The organism is Actinoplanes sp. NPDC048967 (assembly GCF_040649415.1).
Taxonomy (GTDB): domain Bacteria; phylum Actinomycetota; class Actinomycetes; order Mycobacteriales; family Micromonosporaceae; genus Actinoplanes.
On the sequence record NZ_JBEZFL010000008.1, the window covers coordinates 18,711 to 45,654 of the forward strand.

22 protein-coding genes are annotated in these 26,944 nt (G+C 73.3%); 12 read left to right on the forward strand and 10 right to left on the reverse strand.

All coding sequences use genetic code 11. The features are described 5' to 3' along the window. Nucleotides 1-2: 2 nt before the first annotated feature. The 5 genes from AB0C12_RS30955 to AB0C12_RS30975 all read right to left on the reverse strand — a co-directional run bounded on the left by AB0C12_RS30955 (nucleotide 3) and on the right by AB0C12_RS30975 (nucleotide 3,160). Nucleotides 3-875 carry a 5'/3'-nucleotidase SurE gene (locus AB0C12_RS30955; protein ID WP_360553385.1) on the reverse strand — a complete coding sequence of 291 codons (873 nt, stop codon included), beginning with the start codon at nucleotides 873-875 and terminating at the stop codon, nucleotides 3-5. A 46-nt stretch (nucleotides 876-921) separates the two neighbouring features. Next, entirely contained in the window at nucleotides 922-1,404 is a 483-nt protein-coding gene (locus tag AB0C12_RS30960; RefSeq protein WP_360553386.1) for a CAP domain-containing protein, read from the reverse strand. 133 nt (nucleotides 1,405-1,537) lie between these two features. After that, the gene (locus AB0C12_RS30965; protein WP_360553387.1) at nucleotides 1,538-2,329 is read right to left on the reverse strand and encodes a DUF899 domain-containing protein; all 792 of its coding nucleotides are present in this window, start codon (nucleotides 2,327-2,329) and stop codon (nucleotides 1,538-1,540) included. A gap of 68 nt (nucleotides 2,330-2,397) precedes the next feature. Then, on the reverse strand, nucleotides 2,398-2,736 hold the full coding sequence (locus AB0C12_RS30970) for a metalloregulator ArsR/SmtB family transcription factor (protein WP_360553388.1): 339 nt from the start codon (nucleotides 2,734-2,736) through the stop codon (nucleotides 2,398-2,400). Further along, nucleotides 2,723-3,160, reverse strand: coding sequence for an SRPBCC domain-containing protein (locus AB0C12_RS30975; RefSeq protein WP_360553389.1), 438 nt, complete (start codon nucleotides 3,158-3,160; stop codon nucleotides 2,723-2,725). Before AB0C12_RS30975 ends, AB0C12_RS30970 begins: the two co-directional genes overlap by 14 nt. A 131-nt stretch (nucleotides 3,161-3,291) precedes the next feature. On the opposite strand from AB0C12_RS30975, the gene AB0C12_RS30980 reads away from it, so the two are divergent. Continuing rightward, a complete protein-coding gene (locus AB0C12_RS30980) occupies nucleotides 3,292-6,579 on the forward strand; it encodes an AAA family ATPase (protein ID WP_360553390.1) in 3,288 nt (1,095 codons plus the stop codon). Here the strand turns inward: AB0C12_RS30980 and AB0C12_RS30985 are convergent. Further along, entirely contained in the window at nucleotides 6,516-8,618 is a 2,103-nt protein-coding gene (locus AB0C12_RS30985) for an alpha/beta fold hydrolase (protein ID WP_360553391.1), read from the reverse strand. The two genes, AB0C12_RS30980 and AB0C12_RS30985, sit on opposite strands and share 64 nt — an antisense overlap. Before the next feature lie 72 nt (nucleotides 8,619-8,690). Here AB0C12_RS30985 and AB0C12_RS30990 point away from each other — a divergent pair, with 72 nt between their 5' ends. From AB0C12_RS30990 to AB0C12_RS31005, 4 genes are all read left to right on the forward strand, one after another. Then, on the forward strand, nucleotides 8,691-9,743 hold the full coding sequence (locus AB0C12_RS30990; RefSeq protein ID WP_360553392.1) for a class I SAM-dependent methyltransferase: 1,053 nt from the start codon (nucleotides 8,691-8,693) through the stop codon (nucleotides 9,741-9,743). 81 nt (nucleotides 9,744-9,824) lie between these two features. Beyond that, nucleotides 9,825-10,661 carry a type II CAAX endopeptidase family protein gene (locus AB0C12_RS30995; RefSeq protein ID WP_360553393.1) on the forward strand — a complete coding sequence of 279 codons (837 nt, stop codon included), beginning with the start codon at nucleotides 9,825-9,827 and terminating at the stop codon, nucleotides 10,659-10,661. An 84-nt stretch (nucleotides 10,662-10,745) separates the two neighbouring features. Beyond that, complete coding sequence (locus AB0C12_RS31000; RefSeq protein WP_360553394.1) at nucleotides 10,746-12,449, forward strand: histidine kinase; 1,704 nt, start codon at nucleotides 10,746-10,748, stop codon at nucleotides 12,447-12,449. Beyond that, a complete protein-coding gene (locus tag AB0C12_RS31005; RefSeq protein WP_360553395.1) occupies nucleotides 12,440-13,084 on the forward strand; it encodes a response regulator transcription factor in 645 nt (214 codons plus the stop codon). Before AB0C12_RS31000 ends, AB0C12_RS31005 begins: the two co-directional genes overlap by 10 nt. A gap of 22 nt (nucleotides 13,085-13,106) precedes the next feature. Here AB0C12_RS31005 and AB0C12_RS31010 read toward each other — a convergent pair whose 3' ends face one another. Both AB0C12_RS31010 and AB0C12_RS31015 read right to left on the reverse strand, forming a co-directional pair. Then, nucleotides 13,107-15,788 (reverse strand): molybdopterin cofactor-binding domain-containing protein, encoded by a 2,682-nt coding sequence (locus AB0C12_RS31010; protein WP_360553396.1) that lies wholly within the window; start codon nucleotides 15,786-15,788, stop codon nucleotides 13,107-13,109. Further along, nucleotides 15,785-16,588 carry an FAD binding domain-containing protein gene (locus tag AB0C12_RS31015; RefSeq protein WP_360553397.1) on the reverse strand — a complete coding sequence of 268 codons (804 nt, stop codon included), beginning with the start codon at nucleotides 16,586-16,588 and terminating at the stop codon, nucleotides 15,785-15,787. Before AB0C12_RS31015 ends, AB0C12_RS31010 begins: the two co-directional genes overlap by 4 nt. A gap of 119 nt (nucleotides 16,589-16,707) precedes the next feature. Here AB0C12_RS31015 and AB0C12_RS31020 point away from each other — a divergent pair, with 119 nt between their 5' ends. The 3 genes from AB0C12_RS31020 (at nucleotide 16,708) to AB0C12_RS31030 (ending at nucleotide 19,407) form a co-directional block, all read left to right on the forward strand. Then, nucleotides 16,708-17,340 (forward strand): phosphotransferase, encoded by a 633-nt coding sequence (locus AB0C12_RS31020; protein WP_360553398.1) that lies wholly within the window; start codon nucleotides 16,708-16,710, stop codon nucleotides 17,338-17,340. 45 nt (nucleotides 17,341-17,385) lie between these two features. Continuing rightward, complete coding sequence (locus AB0C12_RS31025; RefSeq protein ID WP_360553399.1) at nucleotides 17,386-18,603, forward strand: APC family permease; 1,218 nt, start codon at nucleotides 17,386-17,388, stop codon at nucleotides 18,601-18,603. A gap of 114 nt (nucleotides 18,604-18,717) precedes the next feature. Continuing rightward, nucleotides 18,718-19,407, forward strand: a complete 690-nt coding sequence (locus AB0C12_RS31030) for a response regulator transcription factor (protein WP_360553400.1) — start codon at nucleotides 18,718-18,720, stop codon at nucleotides 19,405-19,407. 79 nt (nucleotides 19,408-19,486) lie between these two features. Here AB0C12_RS31030 and AB0C12_RS31035 read toward each other — a convergent pair whose 3' ends face one another. Further along, nucleotides 19,487-21,325 (reverse strand): diguanylate cyclase, encoded by a 1,839-nt coding sequence (locus tag AB0C12_RS31035; protein ID WP_360553401.1) that lies wholly within the window; start codon nucleotides 21,323-21,325, stop codon nucleotides 19,487-19,489. Nucleotides 21,326-21,618: 293 nt separating this feature from the next. Here AB0C12_RS31035 and AB0C12_RS31040 point away from each other — a divergent pair, with 293 nt between their 5' ends. From AB0C12_RS31040 to AB0C12_RS31055, 4 genes are all read left to right on the forward strand, one after another. Beyond that, a complete protein-coding gene (locus AB0C12_RS31040) occupies nucleotides 21,619-22,983 on the forward strand; it encodes an ABC transporter substrate-binding protein (protein ID WP_360553402.1) in 1,365 nt (454 codons plus the stop codon). A gap of 115 nt (nucleotides 22,984-23,098) precedes the next feature. Beyond that, complete coding sequence (locus tag AB0C12_RS31045) at nucleotides 23,099-24,040, forward strand: sugar ABC transporter permease (RefSeq protein ID WP_360553741.1); 942 nt, start codon at nucleotides 23,099-23,101, stop codon at nucleotides 24,038-24,040. Further along, nucleotides 24,037-24,951: a carbohydrate ABC transporter permease gene (locus AB0C12_RS31050; protein WP_360553403.1), complete on the forward strand. Its 915-nt coding sequence runs from the start codon at nucleotides 24,037-24,039 to the stop codon at nucleotides 24,949-24,951. Before AB0C12_RS31045 ends, AB0C12_RS31050 begins: the two co-directional genes overlap by 4 nt. Before the next feature lie 78 nt (nucleotides 24,952-25,029). After that, nucleotides 25,030-26,130 (forward strand): crosslink repair DNA glycosylase YcaQ family protein, encoded by a 1,101-nt coding sequence (locus tag AB0C12_RS31055; protein ID WP_360553404.1) that lies wholly within the window; start codon nucleotides 25,030-25,032, stop codon nucleotides 26,128-26,130. 13 nt (nucleotides 26,131-26,143) lie between these two features. Here the strand turns inward: AB0C12_RS31055 and AB0C12_RS31060 are convergent, their stop codons facing one another. Then, entirely contained in the window at nucleotides 26,144-26,941 is a 798-nt protein-coding gene (locus AB0C12_RS31060) for a hypothetical protein (RefSeq protein ID WP_360553405.1), read from the reverse strand. Nucleotides 26,942-26,944 lie beyond the last annotated feature (3 nt).

Genomic DNA, 26,944 nt, shown 5'->3' on the forward strand with positions numbered 1-26,944 from the left:
GCTCACGGCCGCCGGGCGCTGTCCCCGGCCGGGGTACGGGGCCGCACGATCCCGGCGTCCACCGGCAGCCCGAGGTCGCCCGCCTCGCCCAGGGGCCGTACGGCGGTGAGCGTCGCGTACCCCTCGGTCAGCAGGTCGATGTCGCTGCCGGGCACCCGGCCGGTGCCCTGCTCGATGGTCATCCGGACGAAGTCCGCACCGGACTCGGCGACGGCCATCTGCACCTGACCGAACGGGGCGAGCGTCGCCCTGCGCAACCCGGCGACTTTCCCGGCCGGACGGTCGGGGACGTTGAGGTTGAGCACCGTACCGGCCGGGGCGTCGGCCAGCCACGGCAGCAGGCGCCGGGCCAGCGCGGCGGCGGTGTCCCAGTGCCGTTGCTCGTCGTCGGCCGGGTCCAGCGCGGCGATCGCGGCGCCACCACTGGCTTCGCTGCCGTCCGCCGGTGACAGCACGTCCAGGGAGACGGCCATGGCCCGGACCCCACCGGCGGCCGCGGTCACGGCCGCGCCGACGGTGCCCGAGTGCAGAATCGCCCGTCCGGCGTTGGCGCCCCGGTTGATCCCGGACAGCACCAGATCCGGCGCCGGGCCGAACACGCCGAGGCCGGCCAGCAGGGCGATGTAGGCGGGTGACGCCACGACCGCGAAAGCCGGGACGCCGTCGAGCCCGGTCAGCGCCGTCCGGGAGAACTTCACCCGGCCCTCGTCGGTGACGGCGGTCAGCGCCGCGCCCATCCCGCTGGCCTCTTCGTGCGGTGCCGCGACGGTGACGTCGTGGCCGGCGTCGAGCGCCGCCCGCGCGAGCCGGTGGATACCGGGAGCCTGTACGCCGTCGTCATTGGTCACCAGCACGCGCAGCCGAGATCCACCCATGCCGCACGTGTTTCCCCGACGCGCGGAACGCAACCACGGGTCATGCTCAGTAGCCGAAGTCCTGGGTGTAGTACGGGGTGCCGTTGGCGGTGTACGCCACGCCCACGCCGACGGTCCGCGACTTGCAGTTGAGGATGTTGGCGCGGTGGCCCGGGCTCTTCATCCAGGCGTTGACCAGCTCGGTGGCGGAACGGTAGCCCCAGGCGATGTTCTCGCTGGACGGGCGGGCGAAGCCGGCGGCCCTGGCCCGGACGACGAACGTGGAGCCGGCGCTGCCGGTGTGCGAGAAGGTGCCGGTGCGGGCCATCCAGGTGCTGTGACCGACGGCGGCGGCGGTGAGCTGCGCGTTGACGGTGACGGCGGAACAGCCGGAGGCGGTGCGCTGAGCATTGGTGAGGCGCACGACGTCAGCCTGCACGGTCTCGGCGCTCGCCGGGGCGGCCTCGGCCGGCGACGCGAACATCGAGACGCCGACGGCGGCGGGGGCGATGAGGGCGGCCAGGGCGAAGCGGCGAAGGAGCGAGCGCAAGGAGGTTCCTCTCGGAGTACGGCGCCTGGCCGATCGCCAGGTTCACCGTTCCCTTCGGCCCTGCTCCGGGGGCTTTGATCGCCGGATGGATGCTCCTGCGTCGCCGTTCGGTTGCCGGCTCGCGCCCGGGGCGTCAGGTCTCGTACTCGTCCGGCACGCGCATCGCGGGGCCGCCGACGTGCAGGCCGAGCGGGGTGGCCCGGCCCTTGGGCTCCTCCCAGGCCTCCTGCCGGCCGAGCGCGGTGAGGTCGAGGTAGTGGTAGCCGTTGTGGAAGTCCTCGATGCCCCGGCCGTACGTGGAGTAGGTGTGGAAGACCTCGTCGCCGACGCGCAGGAACGCGCTGATGCCGGGCAGCTCCGAGCCGCGCATGCCCGGCGTCCAGGGTCCGTTCGTCCACGGGGTGCCGGCCTCGGCCAGCTCGTCCTCCGTGCGGAAGTGCAGCAGCACCGGCGCGACGCGGTCGTCCAGGGTGGCGTGGAAGTCGAAGTTGAAACTGGTGCCGTACGACGAGTACCACGGGAACTGCCACCCCATCCGCTCACGGAAGGCGGCGAGCTTGGGGTAGGGAGCGCGGGACACCGCCACGAGCGTGGTGTTGCGTACGTGCAGCTGCCGCAGCCGGCCGATCCCGTCGGCGGCTGAGGAACAGCTCGCGCAGGCCTGGTCCCACTCCGGGGCGAACATGAAGTGGTGCAGCACCAGCTGCGGCCGGCCCTCGAAGAGGTCGAGCAGGCTCACCGTCCCGTCCGGGCCCTCGAAGGTGTACGGCTCGTCGACGCGGACCATCGGCAGCCGGCGGCGGGCGGCGTTGACCCGGTCCCGGGCCCGGGTGAGCTCCTTCTCCTGCGCGAGCAGTTCCCGGCGGGCGGCGAGCCACTGCTCGCGGGACACCACCTCGGGCAGGTTCCCGGCCGGCGCGCTCACGACGCCCGCGCCGAGGGGGTGGGGCAATGGGGCAGCAACATGGGAACTCCTGTCAGGGTGCGGTCAGGTCATCTCAGGTGGTCCCGCAGGGCGGCCAGCGGGCCGTCCCAGTCGCGGGCGAGGGCGCCCAGGAACTGCTGGGCAACCTTCATCGGCGCGGAGTCCACCCGATAGCGGACCCGGCGCCGCTCGCCCCGCTCGGCCACCACCAGACCGGCCTCGGCCAGCAGGGCGAGGTGCTTGGCGATGGCCTGGCGGGTGATCGGCAGCTGGGCGGCCAGGTCGGTGGCGGTGGCCGGCCCGCCGGTGGCGAGCGCGGCCAGGATCATCCGCCGGCTGGGATCGGCCAGCGCGGTGAAGACCTCCTGCGCCACCAGCTCCGGGTCCGCGGGCTCAGGACCGGCCATCGAGGTACGCGACCAGCTCGCCCAGCTCGTGCGTCCAGCCCTCGGTGTTGCCCGAGTAGGCCGTCTTGTGCTCGCCGTCGTCCGGGAGCTGCGCGAAGCCGCTCTCGACCATCGTCAGGGTGGTGCCGGTGCCGCTCGGCTCCAGCGTGAACTCGACGTAGGTGCGGCGCGGGTCGTCGGCGGGCAGGCCGTTGACCGGCCAGGTGTAGCCGAAGACGCGCGGGGGCTCGAGACGCTCGATGGTGAGCACCGCGGTGTCGCCGCTGTCCCAGGTGAGCGTGGCCCGGCCACCGACGCGCAGGTCGACCTCGGCGCGGTTGCCGAACCAGGTGCCCAGTCCCTCGGCGGTGGTCAGGGCGGCCCAGACGCGCTCGGGCGGCTGGCCGAGCTGCAGGGTGCGTTCGATCCGGTCGGGGAAGGTCATGGCGGTCTCCCTGAGTAGCAACCATCTGGTTGCCACTCAAGGTATAGCAATCGAATGGTTGCATCAACCTGTCGGAAATCTTGCCCCGGGCGGGGGGTTCCGGCCGGTGGCGACGCTCGTACGCTGGCGGCGTGGCCACCGAGGCGGCCGGCGCGATCTGCCTGCGCCTGGCCGGAGCGTTCGCGATCCGCCGGAGCGGTGACGCCACCGACGTGCCCGTGACCGGCAGCCGCAAGGCCCGCACGCTGCTCAAGCTGCTCGCCGTCGAGCGCGCCGGGCCGGTGCCGATGGACCGCGTCGTCGACGTGCTCTGGGGCGACACGCCGCCCCGCCGGGCCGCCGACAACGTCGCCACGCTGGTCAGCCGGCTGCGGTCCCGGTTCGGCCCGGAGCTCGTCACCGGCACGCGCGACGGCTACCGGCTGGGCCGCCCGCCCGTGGTGCTGGTCGACCTGGACCTGGCCGCTGCCGACCTCGCCGACGCGGCCCGGCGTGCCGCGGCCGGCGAGCCCGGGCTGGCCGCGGCGGTGGCGGGACGGGTGCTCGACCTGCTCGGTGCCGGGCCGGCGCTGCCCGAGGACCGGGACGCGGAGTGGGCCCGGCCCGCCCGTACGGAGGCTGCTGAGCTGCTGCGCCGGGCCCGGGAGCTGGCTGCGGAGGCCGCCCTGGCCACCGGCGAGGCGGCGGCGGCACGCGGGCTGGCGACGGCGGCGATCGCGGCGGACGGCTACGACGAGGCCGCGTACCGGCTGCTGATGCGCGCGGAGGCCGCCCTGGCCCAGCCGGCCCGGGCACTGTCGGCCTACGAGCGGCTGCGCCGGGCGCTGGCCGAGGACTTCGGCACCGATCCGGCCGCCGAGACCCGCGCGGTCCACCTGAGCGTCCTGCGGGAGCAACGACCGGCCGCCGTCACCACCACGGAGGCCACGGCAGCGGAGTCGACGCTGACCGGCCGCGCGGACGAGACCACCCGGCTGGCCGGAGCCTGGCGTGCGGCGGCGGCCGGCCGGCCCGCGCTGGTGCTGATCAGCGGGGAGGCCGGGATCGGCAAGACCACCCTGGCCGGTGAGATCGTCGAGCTGGCCGGGCGTACCGGTGGGGTCGTGCTGTCGGTGCGCTGCTACGCCGCGGAGAGCTCGCTGTTCCTCCAGCCCTTCGTGGACGCGCTGGGTGCGCACGCCGCCCGCTCGCCCGCCGCGCTGGTGCGGTCGCTGGCCTCCCCGGCCCTGGCCGAGCTGGTGCCGCAGATCGGCGCGTTGCTCGGCGACACACCGGGGCCGGTGCTCGCTCCCGATCTCGCCCGGGCCCGCGCCTACCAGGCCGTCGCCCGGTACCTGAGCGGGATCGCCACCCGGCAGCCGGCCCTGCTGCTGCTCGACGACCTGCACAACGCCGGGCTGGCCACCGTGGAGCTGTTGCACTACCTCGCCCGGCACGCCCGCGGACGGCTGCTCATCCTGGCCACGGTCCGGGCGGAAGAGGGCGCCGCGGCCCTGCGCGCCCTGGCCGAGGTCGCCGCCCCGCTGGAGCTGGGCCCGCTCCCGGCCGACGCGGTGACCAGCCTGGCCACCAGCGCCGGCCAGGCCCGGCTCGCCCCGCGGATCCTGCACCGCACCGGAGGGCACGCGCTGTTCGTCGTCGAGACGCTGCGGGCCCTGGCCGCCGGCGAGGACGGAATCCCGGAATCACTGCAGGCGGCGGTGCTGGCCCGGGTGGCGCGCACGGGTACGGCGGTCGAGGAGCTGCTGCGCGCGGCGGCGATCCTGGACGCCACGATGGAGCCCGATCTGCTGGCCGACCTGCTCGCGGTGCCGGCCGCCGAAGCCGTACGGCGCTGCGAACAGGCGCTCGCCGCACGGCTGCTGGTGGTCGCCGGGCGGGCGTACGAGTTCGCCAACGACCTGATCCGCGAGGTGCTCTACACGACGACGCCCGCCCCGGCCCGGGTCGCGTACCACCGGCGGGCCGGCGAGCTGCTCAGCGACCATCCCGAGCAGGTCGCCGCGCACGCGCAGGCCGCCGGGGACTTCGACCGGGCCGCCCGGGCGTACCTGGTGGCCGGTGAGCAGGCCGGTCACCGGTTCGCCGCCGCGGACGCCGAGGCGCTGCTGACCAGTGCGCTGGAGGCGGCGGACCGGGCCGGCGCGCTGGAGGTGAGCGGGCGGGCGTACCGGGCCCGGGGCCGGGTGCGGGAGGTGCTGGCGGCGTACCCGGCGGCGATGGCCGACTTCCACGCCGCGGTGCGCACCGCCCGGCGTGTCGGCGACCGGCGGCTGGAGATGGTCGGGCTGCGCGAGCTGGGCGGTGACGTGCCGATCGCGCTCGGGCAGTCGATCGTGCGGTGCGTGCGGCACCTGCGCGACGGCCTGGCCATCGCCGAGTCGCTGGCCGACCGCACCATGGAGGCCGACCTGCTGAGCCGGCTCGCGGTGATCTCCAGCAACCGGCTCCGGCTGGCCGAGTCGCTGGCCTACGCCGAGCGGGCCGTGCGGACCACCCGGCCCGGCCAGGACGAGCGCGCCCTGGCGGTGGCCCTGGACGGGCTGAAGACCAGCTGGGCCTACCTGGGCGAGATCGGCCGGCTGGTGCCGGTGCTCGACGAGCTGGAACCGTTGCTGCACAAGCAGAACGACCTGTGGCGCCTGCAGTGGACGCTGTTCGAGGGCGCCTTCCCGGCGATCGCCGCGGGCCGGTGGGGCGAGGCCCTGGACCGCATCGAGGCGGCGCGGGAGGCCAACCGGCGCAGCGGCTACGGCGCGTACGCCGGCTGGTTCGCCGGCAACCTGGGCTGGGTGCACCAGCTGCGCGGTGACCACCGGCGGGCACTCGGGTACGGGCGCCAGGCGTACGCGCTGACCAGCGACACCGACCACCCGTGGTGGCGGGTGGCCGCCTGCGCCCAGCTGGCCGGAACGCTGCTCGCCACGGGGGCCAAGGCGGAAGCGGTGGCGCTGCTGGAGGAAGGCTGTGAGCGCGGGCGCGGCGAGGGCGGCGAGGCCTATCTGGTGCGGTGCCTGGGTCCGCTCGCCGCGGCGACCGGTTCCCGGAGCGTGCTGGAGGAGGCGGACGCGCTGGTCGCCGCCATCGAGACGCCTCCGGGCACCGCGTGGCTGTTCGGGGCGGAGGCGTACCTGTCGGTGGGGCGGGGCTGGCTGGACCGGGGCGAGGCGGCTCGGGCCCGTACCGTGATCGCCCCGCTGCTCGCCGCGGCCGACCGGGTGCCGTGGCGGTCCGTGCAGGTCTCCACGCTGCTGCTCGACGCCGAGGCGGCGGCCGCCGCCGGGGCGCGGTCCGCGCCGCAGCTGGCCCGGGCCGAGGACCTGGCCCACCGCTACGGGCTGGCCCACCTGCTCGGTCAGAACAACTCGGCGAGCCGCCGGGCGGCGCGGGCGGCACCGTCGGTGGCGACCGGCCGGTAGCGCACGGTCCGGCCGATCTCCTCGGCGACGGCCCGGGCGAGCTGCTCGGGCCCGGTGTCGGCGAAGGCGATCCGGCGTCCGGCGCCGTAGCGGGCGAGCCGGTGCGGGACGTGGGACTGCTGCTCGAAGTGGTTCTCCAGCGGCACGTAGAGGAACGGGCGGCCGGCGGCGGTCAGCTCCATGGTGGTGCTCAGCCCGCCCTGCACCACCGCGAGGTCGGCGGCGGCCAGCAGGCGGTGCAGGTCGGGCAGGTAGCCGTGCACCTCGACGCCGGGCGGGGCGGCCAGCTCGGCCGGGTCCAGCCGCGGGCCGGTGACCACGACCATGCGCAGGCCGGGGACCTGCCGGGCCGCCGACGGGTACGCCGCCAGTGCCCGCCGCAGCAGGTGCACGCCGACGGCCGTGCCGCCCACGGCGACGACGCAGACCCGATCGTGCGGGCCCCAGCCGAGCTCGGCCCGGACCGCCGGCCGGTCGGCGATGTCCGCCGGCGGGAAACCGGTGACGTAGCCGGTGAAGTCGTAGTGCCGCTCGGTCCAGCCGGCGATGGCGGGCAGGCCGGGGCCGAACACCCCCGCGACGATGTCCTCACGGTCGCCGACGAACAGCGCGCGGTCGCGTACCCGGGGAAAGCGCTCGATGTGCTCGATCATCTCCGCGTTGTGGTCGGCGGTCAGGGCGGCCTCGGCCGGCCCGCCGCCGGCGGTCGGCAGCCAGCCGACGAAATCGGTCAGCCAGGCGTACGCCGCGGTCTTCAGCTCGGGATTCTCGTGCAGGAAGTGGTCGACCTCCCACGCCTCGTCACCGACCCACAGGTCGTAGCGCCGTTGTTCGGCCAGGTCGGCGAAGACCATGAAGTTGGCCGCGAGGATCTCGTCCATCCGCCGGATCGCCGCGAACGCGGGCAGGTCGTGCCCGTGGGCCTCGGCCTCCATGTGCCGCGACTCGGACGCCAGCCACCGCGAGGCCGGATGAACGTGTTCGCCGCGGGCGCTCAGCAGCGCGGTCACCGGGTGCTGGGCCAGCCAGTCGACCTGGACGCCGGGCCGCAGCCGGCGCAGCTCGGCCACGATGGCCAGGTCGCGGCGGGCGTGCCCGAGCCCGATCGGCGAGGACAGGTAGAGCACCCGGCGCGGGCGGTCCAGGGCGCGGGTCCACCGCCGTGGCGCCGGGGTCGAGCCGGTCACGAAGTCGCGCAGCCAGCGGTTCACCGGCACCGGATGCCGCGCCGGCGGCAGGTGGCCCGCACCGGCCATCCGGACCAGCCGCCCACCGGTCAGCTCGGCGAAGCGCTCCCCCACGCCGATGGGTACGCACCGGTCGTCCTCGCCGTGGATGACCAGTACCGGGCAGCGCAGGCCGCGCAGCAGCGCCTCGACCGCGGGCAGGCCGGGCACCGACTCGGGCGCGTCCTCGCCGGCGATCAGCGCCTCCGGCCCGGTCTCCAGCGCCCACGACACGCAGTCCTCGATCTGCTTGGTGGAGTGCGGTTCGGGCAGCAGCGTGGCGAAGAACCACTCGACGAAGCCCGGGTAGTCGCGGCGCCACGAGTGCCGGTTGTACTTCTGCCAGCCCTCGTAGTGCTCGCGGTCGGCCTCGAAGTCGAACACCGCGCGTTCCGGCAGCGGCGGGGCGAGACCGGCCACCCGCGGCGCGATCGCGACCAGGCCGGTGAACCGCTCCGGATGCTCGGACGCGGCCAGCGCCGCCCGCCACGCACCCCGGCTGAGCCCGACCACCGTCGCGCGGTCCACCCCGGCCGCGTCCAGCACCGCGACGAGATCCCCGGCGTGGGCCCGGTCGGTGTACGCCGCCGGATCGGCCGGGCGGTCGGAGCGCCCGTTGCCCCGCGGATCGACCGTGATCACCCGGAAGTGGCGGGACAGGTACGCCACCTGCAACTTCCAGATCCGCGCGTCGACGACCAGCCAGCTCGGCGCGAGCAGGACCGTGCGGTCGCCGCTGCCGTACACCGCGTAGCCCACCTTGACGCCGTCGTGGTCGACCCAGCCCTCGGCGTCGGGTTCCCGTGCCCTCATCGCGCCACCCTCTCCCCCGCCATTGCAGTCCGGTTGCAACGGCGGCGCAACGCCCGGCGGCACCGTGGCGGCATGACTGTCAACGAGAACAAGCTGAACGAGTTCATCGGCCGTTTCGTCGGCGACCTGGGCGCCACCGTCGCGGCGGGCAACGTGGTCATCGGGCACCGCCTCGGTCTCTACAAGGCGCTGACCGGTGATCCGCTCACGCCCGCGGAGCTGGCCGAGCGTACCGAGACCGACCCGCGGTACGTCACCGAATGGCTGCGCGGCCAGGCGGCGGGCGGCTACGTCGACCGTGACGGCGACGACCGGTACGTCCTGAGCGAGGAGCAGGCGTTCGCGCTGGCCGACCCGGACGGCCCGCTGTACGCACCCGGCGCGTTCCTGCTCGCCCTCGGTGCCCTGCGCGCCGAGCCGCGGATCACCGAGGCCTTCCGCAGCGGCGCCGGCCTGGGCTGGGGCGAGCACGACGCGGACGTGTTCGTCGGCTGCGAGCAGTTCTTCCGCCCCGGCTACATCGCCAACCTGGTACCGAGCTGGATCCCGGCGCTGGACGGCGTCGAGGCCAAACTGCGCTCCGGCGCCCGGATCGCCGACGTGGGCTGCGGGCTGGGCGCGTCGTCGGTGCTGATGGCCACGGCGTACCCGCGCTCGACCGTGCACGCCTGCGACCACCACCAGGGCTCGATCGACCTGGCCCACAAGCGCGCGGCCGACGCCGGCGTCGCGGACCGGGTCAGCTTCGAGGCGGCCGGCGCCCAGCAGTTCAGCGGCGACCACTACGACCTGGTGACCACCTTCGACTGCCTGCACGACATGGGCGACCCGCTGGGGGCGGCCCGGCACATCCGCGACGCCCTGGCCCCGGACGGCACCTGGATGATCGTCGAACCGGCCGCCGGGGACACGGTCGCGGACAACATGAATCCGGTCGGGCGGGTCTACTACGGGTTCTCCACGTTCCTGTGCGTACCCAGCGCGATGTCCCAGCCCGGCGGCTACGCGCTGGGTGCGCAGGCGGGCGAGGCGGCCGTGCGGCAACTGGTGACCGATGCGGGCTTCACCCGCTTCCGCCGGTCCGGTGAGACCCCGTTCAACAACGTGTACGAGGCCCGCCGCTGACCGGCACACCAGAAAACCGGCCCCCCGGTTGGCCAGTCGCCCGGCTTACCGGCGGCCGCCTCCGCTGGCAGCGTCAACGCCATGAGATCCCGAGTCATCCAGGACGGGCCGGAGCTCCGGCCGGTCACCACCGAGCAACGGCCGGGGGTCGCGGCGTGGGTCCGCGGCCACCGGCTCACCACCTTCTTCGTGCTGGCGTTCGTGCTGGCCTGGTGGTCGTGGCCGCTGTACCGGTTCGACATCTGGCCGCGGCAGGCGTTCAACGCCATCGGCGCGCTGCTGGCCGCCCTCATCGTCATCGCGGTCGCCGAGGGCCGGCCGGGGTTCCGGGACCTGGGCCGGCGGATGATCCGCTGGCGGGTGCCGTGGTACTTCTACGCGTTCGCGCTCGGCCTGCCGCTGATCGTCCGTTTCGCGGCGGTGCTGGTCAACAGCGGGCCCGCGCCACGGTGGAGCGATCTGGCCTGGAGCAGTTTCGCGGTGATGTTCCTGGTCCGGCTGGTCAATCCGATGGACGGGCCGCTGGCCGAGGAGCCGGCCTGGCGGGGCTTCGCGGTGCCGCGGTTGCAGGAACGCCGTTCGCCGCTCAGGTCGGCCGTCATCCTCGGCGTGCTCGTGGCGCTCTGGCATCTGCCGCTGGTCGGAGACACCGGCTGGATCGGCATCGTGACCACGTTCGTCATCACGATCGTCTACGTCTGGCTGTTCAACCGGACCGGCGGCAGCGTGCTGCTCGTGCTGCTGTTCCACAACGCCCAGGGCTTCGTGACCATGGGCGACCTGGGCTACACCGGGACGGACCTGACCCGGCAGCAGTGGATCGAGTTCGCCGCGTGGACCGTCGTGGCCGCCCTGCTGATCGGGCTGGACCGGGCCGCCTGGCGCGGTCCCGGCCGGGTGGACCAGCCGGCGCGATGAGCACCCGATTCCGGGCGGTGGACGGCGTAGCCTGAGCGCGAGCCGTCCGCCGTCCGGGAACGACCGTCCGGGACAGGAGCCGTGATGCCGAGCCGTCCCTCCTCCGTGCTGCTGCTGACGATCGGCGCCACTCTGGTGGCGGCTCTGGCCGGGATCGTCGAGCTGGGCGTGTCCGGCGGCGTCCACCCGGCGCACATCGCGATCATCAGCTGGCTGGTCCTGGCCTACGGGATCAGCGGCCTGATCGCCTGGCGCCTGCGGCCCGCGAGCCGCCTGGGCCCGCTGATGGTCCTCGCCGGAGCCGGCGCCCTGGCCGGCGCGCTGAGCTGGACCGGCGGCGACGGCATCGCGCACACCGTCGGCCAGGCGGTGGACGTGCTCCCGCTGGTGCTGTTCGTGCACGTGTTCCTGACCTATCCCAGCGGCCGGCTGCGGGCCCGCCCGGAGCGGCTGATCGTCGCCACCGGCTGGGTCGCGGCGCTCGGCGGTCAGCTCGCCGCGATGCTGCTCGGCGGGTTGCGACCGCACCGGATGACCGTGCTGGACCGGCCGGGACTGGCCGCGGCCGTCTACGACACGGAGCTGGCCGTCGTCAGCGCCGTGGCTCTGGCCGGTGTCGTGCTGCTGGTGGTCCGCCGCCGGACCCAGGGCCGGCCGTTGCGCCGCTCGTTGTCGCTGCTGGTCGACTCGTTCGCCGTCGGCCTGGTGATGATCGCCGTGCTGCTGGTGGTCGGGGTGCTCGGCGGGCCGGCGTTCCCGGTGGTGCAGCGGATCAGCCTGGCCCTGCTGGGCGTGGCCCCGATCGCCTTCCTGGCCGGCCTGCTCCAGGCCCGGCTGGCCCGCAGCGCGGTCGGCGACCTGGTCGTCGCGTTGCGCGGCGATCCGGCCGACCTGCGCACCCCGATCGCCCTGGCGCTGCGCGACCCGTCCCTCGACCTGCTCTACTGGCTGCCGCGCTTCGGCGCGTGGGCCGACGAGCAGGGACGCCGGGTCACCCCGCCCGCGGACCCGGCCCGGATCACCCCCATCGACGACGAGGGTGCGCCCCTGGCCGCGCTCGTCCACGACCCGGCCCTGCGCGACGAGCCGGCGCTGCTGGCCGCGGTCACGGCGGCCGCGGCCATCGCCCTGCGCACCGGCCGGCTCCAGGCCCAGCTGCGGGCCAACCTGGAGGAGCTGCGCGGTTCCCGGGCCCGGGTCGTCGCGGCCGAGCAGCGGGAACGGCAGCGACTGGAACGCGACCTGCACGACGGCGCCCAGCAGCGGCTGGTCGCGCTGTCGCTGAGCCTGGGCGTGCTGCAGACCCGGCTGGGCGCCGACCCCGAGGCCGCGGCGCTGCTGACCGAGGCCCGGACGGAGATCGCGGTGTCCCTGGCCGAGCTGCGCGACCTGGCCCGCGGCCTGCACCCGGCGGTGGTCAGCGACCACGGCCTGGCCGTGGCGGTGGAATCGCTGGCGGCCCGGGCCCCGGTGCCGGTGCGGCTGACCGTCGACCTGCCCGGCCGGGTCGGTGAGGCGATCGAGGTGGCCGCGTACTACGTCGTGTGCGAGAGCCTGGCCAACATCGGCAAGCACGCGCAGGCCACCACGGCCACGGTCGAGGTGTTCCGGACCGGTGACGACCTGGTGGTGGAGGTCGTCGACGACGGGGTCGGCGGGGCCGACACCGAACGCGGCACCGGCCTGCGCGGCCTCGCCGACCGGGTGGAGGCCCTCGACGGGATGCTGCGGGTGTGGACCCCCAACGGCGGCGGCACCCGGGTACGGGCGGACCTGCCGTGCGGGTAGCGATCGCCGAGGACAGCGTCCTGCTCCGCGAGGGCATCGCCCGGCTGCTGGCCGACGCGGGCTTCGAGGTGCTGGCCCGGTGCGGTGACGCCGACGAGCTCCGCGCGCAGCTCCGCGTCGAGGTCCCGGACGTGGTGATCGTGGACATCCGGTTGCCGCCGACGCACACCGACGAGGGTCTGCGGGCCGCGATCGAGCTCCGCGCCGCCCACCCCGGTCTGGCGGTCCTGGTGCTGTCGCAGTACGTCGAGATCGGCCTGGCCATGCGTCTGCTGGCCGATTCGGCCGACGGCGTGGGCTACCTGCTCAAGGACAGGATCAGCGACGTCGGTGACTTCATCGGCGCGGTCCGCCGGGTGGCGGCGGGCGGCTCGGCGGTCGACCCGACGATCGTGTCGACGCTGCTGTCGCGCCGGCGCCGCGACGATCCGCTGGCCCGGCTGACGCCCCGCGAGCGGGAGGTCCTGGAACTGATGGCGGCCGGCACGTCCAACCAGGGGATCGCCGACCGCCTGGTGATCACCCTGCGCGCGGTCGAGAAGTACGTGTCGAGCATCTTCGGCAAGCTCGGCCTGCCCGCCACCGGCAGCGAGAGCCGCCGGGTCCTGGCCGTGCTGCTCTTCCTGCGCAGCTGACCCCGGACTCAGCCGGCCCGGCTCAGCCGGCTTGCAGGCGCTGCCAGATGCGGTCGCGGGTGAACGGCAGCTCGGTGAAGCGCACCCCGGTGGCGTCACGCAGGGCGTTGGCCAGGGCCGGCGCCACCGGGTTGAACGGGCTCTCGCTCATCGACTTGGCGCCGAGCGGGCCGATCGCGTCCTCGGTCCGGGCGAACACCACCTCGGTCGGCGGCACGTCGGCCAGGGTCGGCAGGTGGTACTGCCGGAACCCGGCCGTGGTGACCCGCCCCTCGGCGTCGATGTCCACGTGTTCGGCCAGGGTGGCCCCCAGCGCCTGGGCGACCCCGCCCTCGATCTGGCCGCGGGTCTGCAGCGGGTTGAGCACGGTGCCCGCGTCGGCACTGTGCACGCTGCGCAGGATCCGCAGCTCACCGGTGCCCGGGTCGACGGCGACCCGGAACCACTGCACGTTGAACGCCACCGAGCGCGGGGTGCCGGTCCAGTGCCCCTCGGCCCGTACCGGTTCGCGCGCCGACGCGGCCAGGTCCTTCAGGCTGAGCCGACCCTGCTGGAGGGTCACGGCGTCCACGCCCAGGCGGACCGCGCCCGGCCCGGCCAGCACCAGCAGCCGCTCGCGCAGGGCCCGGGCCGCGTGCAGGACGGCCTGACCGGCCACGACCACGCCGGTCGAGGCGAACGCACCGGTGTCGTGGGCGACCACGTCGGTGTCGGACTGGCGGACCAGGATCCGGTCCGGGGTCGTGCCCAGCGTGTCCGCGGCCAGCTGGGCGTGCACGGTGGTGCTGCCGTTGCCGAACTCGGTCGTGCCGACGGCGATCTCGTAGCGGCCGTCGGGCAGCAGGGTGATCGCGGCGTCGGCGAAGTGCCCGCCGGGCGGCCCGGCGGCGATCATGGCCAGGGCCATGCCCTCCCCGACCTGCCAGCCGTCGGGCACCGGCTGCGTGACCGGCTCGGCCGCCGCCGACCGTACGGCGTCCAGGCACTGGTCCAGGCCGTAGCTGGCGATGATCAGGTCGTCGGCGTGGTCACCGGGCGCGGCCAGCGGTTCCCCGGGACGCACGATGTTGCGTTCCCGCAGCAGCACCGGATCCAGCCCGAGCCGGCGGGCCAGCTCGTCGAGCACCGACTCGACGGCGAACGACACCTGGCCCAGGCCGTAACCGCGGAACGCTCCGGAGGGGACGGTGTTGGTGTAGACCGCGTACGCGTCGACCTTCTTGCTCGCGCAGCGGTACACGGCGATCGACTCGTGGCAGGCGTGGTACATCACCGCCGGGCCGTGGTTGCCGTACGCGCCGGTGTCCGAGACGACCCGCAGGGACAGGGCGGTCAGGGTGCCGTCGCGGCGGGCGCCGGCCTTCATCCGTACGGTGAAGGGGTGCCGGGTGGTCGCCGCGGTGAACTGCTCGGCGCGGGTGTACTCCAGCTTCACCGGCCGGCCGGTGCGCCGTACGGCCAGCGCCACCAGGTCCTCGACCAGCATCTCCTGCTTGCCGCCGAAGCCGCCGCCGACCCGGCCGGTCAGCACCCGCACCTGATCCAGCTCGAGCTCGAACAGCTCGGCCAGGGCCCGCCGGGTCAGGAACGGGGTCTGCGAGCTGGTGCGCAGCGTGAGCCGCCCGCCCTCGTCGAGCCAGCCGATCGCGCCGTGCGTCTCCAGCGCCGCGTGCTGCACCCGGGGCGTGCGGAAGGTCTGCTCGTAGACGACGTCGGCGCCCGCGAACCCCTCCTCGACGTCGCCCAGTTCGGCGTGCAGCTCGCCCACCACGTTGTCGGCCGCGCGGGCGATCCGGTGCCCGGTCACCTTGTCGCCGTGCACGGCGGGGGCGCCGGGCCGCATCGCGGCCTCCGGGTCGAGGACGGCCGGCCGGATCTCGTACGCGACCCGCAACCGCCGGCACCCCTCCTCCGCGGCGGCCTCGGTCTCCGCGACCACGGCGGCGACCCGCTGGCCGACGTGCCGGACGACGTCGTCGAGCACCCGGGTGTCGGCCGGGTCCTCGGTCGGGTGCTCGTGGCGGGCGGTGGAGAAGTACCGGGACGGGGCGTCCTCGTGGGTCAGCACGGCCAGCACCCCCGGCACGGCCAGCGCCTCGGCGGTGTCGACGGCGGTGATCCGGGCGTGCGCGTGCGGTGAGCGCAGCACTTTGAGGTGGGTCAGGCCGGGCACGTCGACGTCGAAGGTGTAGCGGGCCGTACCGGTGACGATCTGCGGGCCGGCGGGCGCGCCGAGGCCGGCGCCGATCGCCGGGCCGGCGCCGGGCTCCTCGACCGTCCGGACGCCGTTGATCGCGTCGGCGACGGCCCGGTATCCGGTGCAGCGGCACAGATTGCCCTTGAGCGCGCGCGGCAGGTCGGCCCGCCTGGTCCCGTCCAGCGCGGCGGTCGTCATGATCATGCCGGCGGTGCAGAAACCGCACTGGAAGCCCTGCGCGTCCAGGAAGCGCTGCTGCACGGGGTGCAGACCGTCCGGCGGCGCGAGCCCCTCGATGGTGGTGACCTGGCGGCCCTGGGCCCGGAACGCCGGGTAGACGCAGCTGTGCACCGGGCGGCCGTCGACGTGCACGGTGCACGCTCCGCAGTCGCCGGTGTCGCAGCCCTTCTTGACGCCGAAGCAGCCCTCCTGACGCAGGTACGTGCGCAGGCACTGCCCGGGCCGCGGCGGCTGCTCGTGGTCGGTGCCGTTGATCCGTACGCTCATCCGGCCAGCTCCGCGCGGATCTCCTCGGCGTACCGGGCGGTCAGGTGGCGGCGCCAGGCGGGCAGGCCGTGCACGTCGTCCACATAGGCGTCGTCCGGAATGGTCTCCCGTACGGCGGCGGCCAGCTCACCGGCGTCCGGGACCTCGGCGAAGCGCAGCTGGAACGGGCGCACGGTCGCCGCGGTGACGGTCAGGACCAGCCCGGCGCCGGCGCGGCGGCCGATCAGCAGCACGGCGGACCGGCCGTGGGCGAACAGCGAGCCCTGGCGGAACGCCGTCCGCCCGGTCAGCGCGGCGGCCGGCAGGGTGATCGAGCGCAGCAGCTCACCGGCGGTCAGGGCGGTCGCGCCGTCACCGGTGACGAATCGGGCCACGCTCAGCCGCCGCTCTCCGGTCGGGCCGAGGATCAGGCATTCGCCGTCCAGCGCCGCGGTCAGCGCGATCATCGGCCCGGCGGGCAGGGCGGCGCACAGGTTGCCGCCGACGGTGGCCACGTTCCAGATCTTGAAGGAGGCGAGGAAGGCCCGGCAGCAGGCGGTGGCCAGCTCGTGGAAGGCGGTGAAGTGCCCGGCGCCCTCGTACCCGGCGAGGTCGGCGACCGTGCAGGTCGCGGCGATCTCCAGGCCGTGCCCGGACACGGTGATCGGGGTCCAGCCCGCGGCCACCAGATCGAGCAGCCGGGTCACGTCGGTCTGCGGCTCGGCGAACAACGCCGTCCCGCCGGCCAGCCAGGCGTCCCCCGGCCGCCACTGCCCGACGGCGGCCGGACTGACCACCTCGACGACCGTGTGCAGATCCACGTGCGGTCCCCCTGCTTCGACGCACCCTGCTTGACCTGGAACGTTACGGTACGCGCGGTGTGTTTCCGGCGCGTGGACGGTTATCCTCACCCGTCATACGCTGAGCAACGGCGGGACGGATGCAGCCTCTGCGACACGGGTACACCAACGACACCCGCGGTGACGGGGCCGTCGTGGTCAAGCGCTTCACGGGCCCGGACGACCGCACCCGCTGGGCCACCGAACGCGACATGCTTCAGGTGCTGGCCGGGCGGCTGCCGGTTCCGGTGCTGCTGTCCGCGCCGACGGGAGAGCTGCACCTGACCCACCTCGGCGGGGTGCACGGCCAGGAGCTGATCGAGGCCGGGCACGCCGGGCCGGTGCTGCGCTCGTGCGGCGCGATGGTGCGCAGGCTCGTCGCGGCCGACGTGACCCACGGTGACTACGGCCCCAACAACGTTCTGCTGGATCCCGGCACTCACGCCATCACCGGGATCCTGGACTGGGAGTGGGCCCGGTCCGGCGCCGACCCGGTGGCGGACCTGGCCTGGTGCGAGTGGATCGTGCGTACCCACCATCCGGGCGCGACCGGCGCGCTGACCGAGCTGTTCGCCGGGTACGGCAGCCGCCCGCCCTGGCCCCGGCGACAGGCGGCCATGCTGGCCAAGTGCCGGGACATGCTGGCCCTGCGCCGCACCCTGGGCCTCGCCGACCCCGGCTACCAGCGCTGGGCACAGGCCGTGCGGACGACCGCCGGCTGGACCGAGCTGTGACTGCCCGGCCGCCGGGCGTTCATCTGGCCGGGGAAGGGTGATCCGGTGGAGTTGACCCGGCGGCTCGGCGTCACCGATGCGGTGGTGGTCGGCCTCAGCGCGATGATCGGCGCGGGCGTCTTCGCGGCCTTCGCCCCGGCCGCGGCGGTCGCCGGTGGCTGGCTGCTGCTCGCGCTGGCCGTGGCGGCTGTGGTCGCGTACTGCAACGCGGTCTCGTCGGCGCGGCTGGCGGCGGTCCACCCCTCCTCGGGCGGGACCTACGTCTACGGGCGCAAGCGGCTGGGCGACCTGTGGGGCTTCCTCGCGGGCTGGGGTTTCGTCATCGGCAAGACCGCCTCCTGCGCGGCGATGGCGCTGACCTTCGGCGCGTACGTCGCCCCCGGCCACGAACGGCTGCTGGCCGTGCTCGCCGTCGCGGCCCTGACCGCGCTGAACCTGGCCGGGGTGCAGAAGTCGGCGCTGGCCGCCCGGATCCTGGTGGCGACCGTGATCGTCGTGCTGCTGGCGGTCGTCGCCGCGGGCTCCACGGACGGCCTGGCCCACCTCGGCAGCGGCCCGCGGGTCTCGGTCTGGGGCGTGCTGCAGGGCGCCGGCCTGCTCTTCTTCGCCTTCGCCGGGTACGCCCGCATCGCCACCCTGGGCGAGGAGGTCCGCGACCCGGCCCGCACCATCCCCCGGGCCGTGCCGATCGCGCTCACCATCACCCTCGTCCTGTACGCCGCGGTCGCCCTCACCCTGCTCGGCAGCCTGGGCCCGGCCCGGCTGGCCGCCGTGACCGCACCGCTGGCCGAGGTCGGGCCGGGCTGGCTGGCCCCGGTCGTCCGGGCCGGAGCCGCGGTGGCGGCGCTCGGTTCACTGCTCGCACTGATCCTTGGCGTCTCCCGGACGACCTTCGCGATGGCCCGTGACCGCAACCTGCCCGCAGTGCTGGACGCCGTCAGCGAGCGGACCGGGGTGCCGCACCGCGCCGAGGCCGCCGTCGGCGTCGCCGTGGCCGTCCTGGTGCTGCTGGTGGACCTGCGCGGCGCGATCGGCTTCTCCTCGTTCGGCGTGCTCGGCTACTACGCGATCGCCAACGCCTCGGCGATGACCCTGCGCCGCGACGAGGGGGCCCCGTGGCGGCCGCTGCCCGTCCTGGGGCTGGCGGGCTGCCTGCTGCTGGCGGCGACGCTCCCCCTGCCCTCGGTCGTGGCGGGGCTGGCGGTCTTCGCGCTGGGCGTCGCGGTGTGGTGGATCCGCCGCCGCACGGCCCGGAGAGCGTGATCCGCCGCTGCCGGCTTCCTGCCATGTGGGCAGGGTCTTTCCTCCATGTCCCGACCGGGAGGACTGTCGGGGGTGTACCCGCCGGGTGCTCACGCTGTGTCTCATGGGGGCGACATGACGGGAAACGCACGGATCCTGGTCGTCGACGACCAGCCGACCATCGTGGACCTGCTGTCCACGGTGCTGACCGGCCACGGCTTCGCGGTCGACACCGCGGGGACGGCGGCGCAGGCCGTCGAGAAGGCCGTGGAGCAGCGGCCCGACCTGGTCCTGCTCGACGTGTCGCTACCCGACGGCGACGGCATCGACGTGCGTCGGCGGCTGCGGGCCGAGGGCGCGGAGACCGGCGTGGTGTTCCTGTCCGCCCGGGACACCCGCGACGACCTGGTCGCCGAGCTGGCCTACGGCGACGAGGACTGGATCACCAAACCGTTCGACGTCGAGGTGCTGCTGGCCCGGGTGCACGCCGCCCTGCGACGCCTGGCCGACGCGCCGGGCAACCGGGTCCTGCGCTACGCCGACCTGGAGCTGGACCAGGACACCGGCGAGGTGCGCCGGGCCGGGGAGCCGGTGGCGCTGTCACCGTCCGAGCGGGAGCTGCTGCGCCTGCTGCTGCGCCATCCGGGCCGGGTGCTGTCGCACGACGAGATCCGGGCCGGGGTCTGGCCGGACGTCCCGGGCAGCGGGCACGAGCTCATCGAGGCCCACGTCGCGTCGCTGCGCCGCAAGCTGGAGCGACTCGGCCCACCGCTGATCGCGACGCACCGCGGCTTCGGGTACGCGTTGCGCGCCCGGCTGCCCTGAGGCGGCGTGCCGGTCAGAGCCGGGCGGCGTGCCGGTCAGCGCCGGGCGGCGTGCCGGTCAGCGCCGGGTGGCGTGCCGGTCAGCGCCGGGCGGCGTGCTTGATGCGGTACATGGCCTCGTCGGCGCGGCGCAGCAGGGCCTCCGGATCGACCCCGGTGCCGGCCACCACGCCGACGCTGGCGCCGATGGTCAGGCGGTGCCCGTCCACCTCGACGGGCTCGGCCAGGGCGGCCCGGAACCGCTCGGCGACCGCATCGGCGGTGTCGGTGCCGGCCCCGGGCAGCAGCACCGCGAACTCGTCGCCGCCCAGGCGGGCCGCGACAGCCGTGTCCGGCAGCGCCGCACGCAGGCACTCGGCCACGCGTACCAGCACGGCGTCCCCGGCGTGGTGGCCGTACGTGTCGTTGATGGGCTTGAAACCGTCCAGGTCGATGTGCAGCAGCGCGACCCCGCCGCCGACCGCCGCGGTCAGCCGGCGGCCGAACAGCACCCGGTTGGCCAGCCCGGTGAGCGCGTCGTGGGTGGCCTCGTGCCGCAGCCGGTCCTGCAGCTCGCGGGCGTCGGTGACGTCGCGGGCGTTGCTCACCACGGCGGCCACGCTCGGTTCGTGCGTGAGGTTGCGGCTGGTGACCTCCAGCCAGCGCCAGGAGCCCTCCTTGTGCCGGTAGCGGGCCTGGTAGGTGAAGGTCGCGCCGGGCGTGGCCATCAGCTGCTGCAGGTCGCCGAGCAGAGCGGGCAGGTCGTCCGGGTGGATCAGCGTGATCACCCGGACGCCGAGCATCTCGCCCGGTTCGTAGCCGAGCATCCGGGTGGCCGGGGTCAGGTAGACCATCGCGCCGGTGTGGTCGATCAGCGAGGTGATGTCGGTCGAGTACTCCAGCAGCAGCCGGACGCGCTCCTCCTGCCGGCGCAACGTCTCCAGGCCGGCGTCGGAGCGCCGGACCAGCGACTCGTTCTCGGCGAAGGTGAGCAGCTGCCGGGCCACCACGACGGCGGTGCTCACCAGCAGGCCGCCGAGCGCGACCTGGGCGGTGGCACTCAGCCCGGACGGCAGCACGGCGGGCAGGACGGCGAAGACGAGCCCGAGCATGGCGTACGGCAGCACGCTGTAGGTCCGGCGGCGCCGCGCGGGCCGGCCCGCGGCCGTCCGGTCGGCGAGTTCCTGCACCCTGGGGGCCACGCTGACCAGGGCGACAGCGGTGATCTGCAGGGCCAGCTGGGCACGCCACCCGGCGCTGCCCGGCAGTACGCCGCCGTTGACGCACTGGACCACCGCGGCGACGACGAGCGGAGCCGCCGTGGCCGAGCTGATCGGGCTGTGCCCGCCCATGACGAGCCGGATGACGGCGAAGGTGGTCACGACGGCGATGGCGACCGCGGCCATGGACGCGGCCGAGCTGACACCCAGGGCGGCCGAGCGGTCGGCCATGAACCAGATGGCCACGACGGCGGCGGTCCCGACCGCGGTGGTGTCGAGCAGGTAGCGCAGCCGGACCCGGCTGGACGCCGGTGGGCGGGGGTGGGTGAGCGCGGCGACCACCAGCACGGTGACGCCCGCGAGCACGCAGACGCTCTGGAACTGGCCGGTCGGCACGGCACCGGCGTCGGGGTTCCGCAACGCGCCGGCGAGCCGGCCGAGGTGGCCGGTCAGCAGAAGCGCGCCCATGGCCGTCATGGCCCGCCAGAACCGGCGGTCCGCGGCGTCGCGCCCGGACCGGCGGGCCAACCGCACCGCGCCGGCCAGCAGGACCAGATTGAGCGCTGGCCCCAGCCACGCGCGCAGCAGCACGTGGAACGCGATGCCGCCGGGCCCCCAGAGCAGCCAGCCGATCACCGCCAGGGACACCCCGGCCAGGGTGAGCACCACCGGGTCGGACGCGACCGTACGGGGCAACGAGCCGGACCGCTCGGGTGGCATCGCGATCCTCCTGCGGGCGTTCGGGCTCGGCACGGCCACGCCGCGCCCACTCACTACACCGGTACGCGGTAGCGGTGCGGGTGCACGCCCGGGGTGAGACCGGTGCGCGGCCCGTTTTACGGTTAGCTTTCTTAACCGTTTAAGGTCTCCCCTGGCCCGGTGCCGAATCGTTACTCGGTTGATCAAGCGGAAACATTGCGAAACACCGTTTCCACCTCTTGACTGGCAACCGGGGGAACCGGAGACGGTGACGGTGATGTCACGCCCCGGCGTGATGTGAGATAGGGAGAGGTATGTTCGGTCAATCCAATAGCCCGCGCTTCAGGAGCGCGCTCGCCGGCACGCTGGGCATCGGCCTGGTGTTCGGCCTGGCTGCTTGCGGCGGCAGTGACGACTCGGACGACGATTCCAACACGGCCGCGCAGTCGATCGACTGCGCGCAGTTCAGCTCGTTCGGAGACCTCAAGGGCAAGACGGTCTCGGTCTACACGGGCATCGTGACGCCCGAGGACAAGGCGTACAAGGACTCGTACAAGCCTTTCGAGCAGTGCACCGGCGTGACCATCAAGTACGAGGGCGACAAGGCCTTCGAGACTCAGATCCTGGTCCGCGCCAAGGCGGGCAACCCGCCGGACCTGGCGATCGTGCCGCAGCCCGGCCTGCTCCAGCAGCTCGTGGCCACCGGCAAGGCCGTCGAGGCGCCGGCCGAGGTCGCCGCCAACGTCGACAAGTTCTGGGACAAGAACTGGAAGGAGTACGCGACCGTCAACGGCAAGTTCTACGGCGCGCCTTCCGGGGCCAGCGTCAAGTCGCTGGTCTGGTACTCGCCGAGCGAGTTCAAGGACGCCGGTTACACGGTGCCGACGACGCTCGACGAGCTCAAGACGCTGACCGACAAGATGGTCGCGGACAAGAAGAAGCCGTGGTGCGCGGGCATCAGCAGCGGTGAGGCGACCGGCTGGCCGCTCACCGACTGGCACGAGGACATGATGCTGCGCCTCAGCGGCCCGGAGACCTTCGACAAGTGGGTCAAGCACGAGATCCCGTTCAACGGCCCCGAGTCCACGGCGGCGCTGGACGCGGTCGGCGGTTACCTGAAGAACCCGGCGTACGTCAACGGTGGCCTGGGCGACGTCAAGAGCATCGCCACGACCACCTTCCAGGACGCCGGCCTGCCCATCCTCGAGGGCACCTGCTCGCTGCACCGCCAGGCCAGCTTCTACGCGGCGAACTTCCCCAAGGGCACCAAGGTGGCCGAGGACGGCGACGTCTTCGCGTTCTACCTGCCGGGCAAGACCGCCACGGACAAGCCGGTGCTCGGTGGTGGCGAGTTCAACGTGGCGTTCGCGGACCGTCCGGAGGTCAAGGCCTTCCAGACGTACCTGTCGACCGACACCTGGGCGAACATCAAGGCCAAGGCCTCCCAGGGCTGGGTCAGCGCCAACAAGAAGATCGACCCGAACAACCTGAGCAACCCGATCGACAAGCTGGCCGCGACGATCCTGCTCGACCCGAACACTGTCTTCCGCTTCGACGGCTCGGACCAGATGCCGGCCGCCGTGGGCTCCAACGCCTACTGGAAGCAGACGACGAGCTGGATCACCGGACAGGACACCAAGGTGACGGTGGACAACATCGAGAAGGCCTGGCCCAAGTGATCTGAATCTTCACCCGGGGCCGGTCGCCGCAAGGCGACCGGCCCCGCCGCTCTCCAGAGGAGGTACGGGTCGCGTGTTCGACACCGCCGACACCACCGCCGAGAAGTTCACGCAGATGTTCGCTGCGATCCTTCTCTTCGCCGCGGTCGTGGGCATCATCCTGTTCATCGCGGGGCGCTTCGGCGGCCGCCGCGGTGACAAAATCGTCGCCTATTCCTATCTCGCCCCGACGCTGCTCATGCTGCTGGTCGGGCTGGTCTATCCGGGTGTCCGCACCATCTACCAGTCGTTCTTCGACGCGGCCGGCAGCGCGTTCATCGGCATGGACAACTACAAGACGATCTTCACCGACAGCGATCAGCTGACGGTGCTGCGCAACACCGTCTTCTGGGTCGTGGTGACGCCGTTCGTGGCCACCGCCGTCGGCCTGCTCTACGCCATCCTGGTCGACAAGGCCAAGATGGAGTCCTTCGCCAAGGCACTGGTGTTCCTGCCCATGGCGATCTCGTTCGTGGGTGCGTCGATCATCTGGAAGTTCGTCTACGAGTTCCGCCCCGACCAGGGCAACGTCAAGCAGATCGGGCTGCTCAACCAGGTCCTGGTCTGGCTCGGCGGCAGCCCCCAGCAGTGGCTGGTGGACTCGCCGCTGAACACGTTCCTGCTGATCGTGGTCATGATCTGGATCCAGGCCGGCTTCGCGATGACCGTGCTGTCGGCGGCCATCAAGGCCATCCCGGACGACATCATCGAGGCCGCCCGCCTCGACGGCGTCGGCCCGTGGGGCATGTTCCGCTTCGTGACCCTGCCGGCCATCCGCCCGGCGGTGGTGGTCGTGCTGACCACCATCGGCATCGGCACGCTGAAGGTCTTCGACATCGTCCGCACGATGACCGGCGGCCAGTTCGACACCAGCGTCATCGCCAACGAGTTCTACAGCCAGAGCTTCCGCAGCGACAACCAGGGCCTCGGCTCGGCCCTCGCGGTGCTGCTGTTCCTGCTGGTCATCCCGATCGTCGCCTACAACATCCGGCAGATCCGCAGTTCGGAGGCGCTATGACCACCGTCACGCCGGTCACCACGACGCCACCGCTGACCCCGGACAAGCCGAACGCGGCGGCGGTCGCCAAGAAGAAGCTGACCTCACCCTGGGCCTCGCTCGCGGCCCTGGTCATCGCGGTGCTCTGGACGCTGCCGACGTTCGGATTGCTGGTGTCGTCGTTCCGCCCCGAGCGGGCGATCAAGACGACCGGGTGGTGGACCTTCTTCTCCGACCCGACGTTCACCATGGACAACTACAAGGCCGTGCTGGACGCCGAGAGCGGCGCCGGGCTCGGCTCGTTCTTCGTGAACTCGCTGGTGATCACCATCCCCTCGGTGCTCATCCCGCTGTGCCTGGCCGCGCTGGCCGCGTACGCGTTCGCCTGGATCAAGTTCCCCGGGCGCAACATCCTGTTCCTGATCATCTTCGCGCTGCAGATCGTGCCCCTGCAGGTGACGCTGATCCCGCTGCTCACGCTGTACGTGGACGCGGGCCTGGCCAACACCTTCTGGACGATCTGGATCTCGCACGCCATCTTCGGCCTGCCGCTGGCGATCTACCTGCTGCACAACTTCATGCGGGAGATCCCGGCCACCCTGCTGGAAGCGGCCCGGGTGGACGGCGCCGGACACGTGTCGATCTTCTTCCGGGTGCTGCTGCCGCTGCTGCGACCGGCCCTGGCCGCGTTCGGCATCTTCCAGTTCCTCTGGGTGTGGAACGACCTGCTGGTCGCCCTCACCTTCGCGGGCGGCGGCGACGCGGTCGCCCCGATCACCGTGGCGCTGGCCAACCTCAGCGGCACCCGCGGCACGGCCTGGCACCTGCTGTCGGCAGGCGCCTTCGTGTCGATCCTGGTGCCGGTGACGATCTTCCTGCTGCTCCAGCGGTACTTCGTCCGCGGCCTGCTCGCGGGCAGTGTCAAGGGCTGACCCGAGGCGCACAAGGGGCCCGGGACCGCTGCGGCGGTTCCGGGCCCTTCTGTCGTACCCGGCACTTAGGGTCGGGCGATGACCGTGCACAAGCTGTCGCGGGCCGATGCGCGCCGCATCGCCGTGCGCGCCCAGCTGCTGGACGCGCGCTCACCGACCGATCTGTTCGACGTGGTGCGGCGCCTGACGCTGCTGCAGAACGACCCGGCCACCGCCGTCGCGCCCAGCGCCGACCTGGTGCTGTGGAGCCGGCTCGGCTCGGCCTACCGGCCCGGGCAGCTGCGTGACGCCCTCGACGAGCAGACCCTGCTGGAGCTGCACGGCATGGTCCGCCCGCCGGAGGACATCGCGCTGTACCGGACCGAGATGGCCGAGTGGCCCGGCCGGCCACCGCTGCGCGAGTGGCAGGAAGACCTGCGGGAATGGGTCGACGCCAACAACGGCTGCCGGCTCGACATCCTGCACCGGCTGCGCGCCGACGGCCCGCTGATCACCCGCGAGCTGCCGGACACCTGCGAGATCCCGTGGCGTTCCTCCGGCTGGACGGACAACCGCAACGTCACGAAACTGCTCGGCTTCCTGGTCCAGCGCGGCGAGGTGGCCGCGGCCGGCCGGCGTGGCCCCGACCGGCTGTGGGACCTGGCCGAGCGGGTCTATCCGGACGACGTCGTGCCCTACGAGGAGGCGCTGCGCCGCCGCGACGAACGCCGCCTCGGCGCGCTGGGCATCGCCCGGGCGAAGGCGCCGAAGAGCCCGAGCGAGCCCGACGACGTGGGCGCCGCGGGCGAGCCGGCGACCGTCGAGGGTGTGAAAGGCCGGTGGCGGGTCGACCCCCGGCACCTGGATCAGAGCTTCACCGGCCGGGTCGCCCTGCTGTCCCCGCTCGACCGCCTGGTCTACGACCGCCGGCGCCTGACCGAGCTGTTCGAGTACGACTACCAGCTGGAGATGTTCAAACCGGCCGCGAAGCGCCGCTGGGGCTACTGGGCGATGCCGATCCTGGACGGCGACCGGCTGGTGGGCAAGCTGGACGCCGCCGCGGACCGCCGGGCGGGGGTGTTCCGGGTCCATGCCATTCACCAGGACGTGCCCTTCACCCCGGCGATGACCACCGCTGTGCGGGACGAGGTGTCAGACCTGGCGAGCTGGCTCGGTCTGGACCTCGCGCTGCCGACCTGACCAGCCGCGGCGCTCACCCCGCGATGAAGGAGTCGATCGAGTTGGGACCCTTCCACTCGGAGATCGGCGTGAACCCCTGCACCAGCCCGTCGGTGCCGAGCCAGGCCGCTCCGATGACGTTGACCGAGCTCGGCGGGATCGCGTCGAGCTCCCCCTTCACCGCCTTCGCCGGCGCGGGCATCTGATACGAGATGCCATTGCCCGCGGTGCTGGAGGAGGTGAACTCGTCGGCGACCTTGAGCGTGGACCCGGTCCAGAAGATGTCGTATTTCTTGTCGCCGACGCTGACATAGTCGGGCACGTTGTCGAACCCCACGCCGTAGAGGTTCCAGTCGGCCGGAACCTCGGCGATCGATCGCTGGTTGTCGGTGAAGGTGTCGTCAGCGGGATAGACGGCGTTTCTGACGAGCACGAGCGACGTCGGTGCCTCCCCGAGGTCGAGCGGTCCGGTCGTCTCGTTGCGGACGCTGAACCGCATGTCGAATTCCGTCCAGTCCTTGACGTCCTTGCTGTTCTTCCGGATCACCCAGGCGTTGTAGTGCTCGACGGTCAGCTTCACCGGCCCGGCGCGCCACTTCGCGATGTACTCACTCAGGCTCAGCGGGCGCGCCGAGGAGCTCGTAGTGGGGCTCGGGACCGGGGTGGCCTCCTTGTTCTCGGTGGCCGCGCTGGTGGCCGCCGCGACGAGGGACGAAGCCGCGACCACCGCGAGGAAGAGCGTCACCCGCGCGGCCACCGACCAGCTCTGGATACCGGGCAGCTGATTGATCAGATAGCCGAGCACGGCGCTGAGCACAACTGCGGCGATCACAAG